This is a genomic window from Starkeya nomas, from assembly GCF_902703545.1.
GTDB lineage: Bacteria > Pseudomonadota > Alphaproteobacteria > Rhizobiales > Xanthobacteraceae > Ancylobacter > Ancylobacter moscoviensis.
Map to the genome: position 1 here is coordinate 1031056 of NZ_CACSAS010000001.1, position 910 is coordinate 1031965.

Consider the following 910-nt stretch of genomic DNA (forward strand, 5'->3'; position numbering starts at 1 on the left):
CCCGCAGCGGGCGGTCGCGCAGGTCGCGGCCGTCGAGAAAGAGGAGGTCGAAGACGTAGAAGACGAAGCGGTCGCGCCGGCCTTCGGAAAGGTCCTGCTGCAGAAGGGAGAAGTTCGAGGCGCCGGACTCGGTCTCCACCACCAGCTCGCCGTCGATCAGCGCCGTCTCGACGGGCAGCTTTCCCAGGGCAGCGACGAGCGCAGACCCGAAGCGCCCGGTCCAGTCGAGACCGGACCGGGTGAGCAGCCGGACCCGCTTTCCCGGGGAGGCGGAGGCGTCGATGCGGGCTTCCAGGCGATAGCCGTCAAACTTGATCTCGTGCAGCCAGCCCTTGCCGCCGGGAGTCGCGGCGACCAGCGTCGCCAGCTCCGGCTCGACGAAATCCGGCATCGGGGCGGCGGTGATCGAGGCGGCGGTAATCGAAGCCGCCTTGCCGATGACGCCGGGCCGCGCGGCTGCGCGTTTCCGCGCCCGGCCGCCGCGATGGGCGGGCGCGCCCTGCGCGATCTCATCCATGCTGCGGCCGGTCTTCACCGATTCCGGCCGCTCGTCGAGAATGTCGGCCGCGCCTTCCGGCCGGGCCGCCTCGTCCTCGCCCTTGATCAGCAGCCAGTTGTCCGCCTTCTCGCCGCGCCGGGGGTGCATGCGCACGAGATGCCAGCGGCCGCCGAGCTTCTTGCCATGCAGCTCGAATTCCAGATGGCCCTTGGCGTAGCCGGCATGCGGATCGCCGACCGGCGTCCAGCGGCCGGTGTCCCACAGCATCACCGTACCGCCGCCATACTGGCCCTTGGGGATCGTGCCCTCGAAGCTTCCATAGTCGAGCGGGTGATCCTCGACATGGACGGCGAGGCGCTTCTCGCCGGGGACGAGGCTGGGGCCACGCGTGACCGCCCAGCTCTTGAGCAC

Annotated in this window: 1 protein-coding gene; it reads right to left on the reverse strand. The window is 70.4% G+C overall.

Annotation, left to right across the window (positions count from 1 at the left end; translation table 11 throughout):
* On the reverse strand, positions 1–910 hold a 910-nt coding region (locus tag STARVERO_RS04935), incomplete at both ends, for a DNA polymerase ligase N-terminal domain-containing protein (RefSeq protein WP_280178113.1).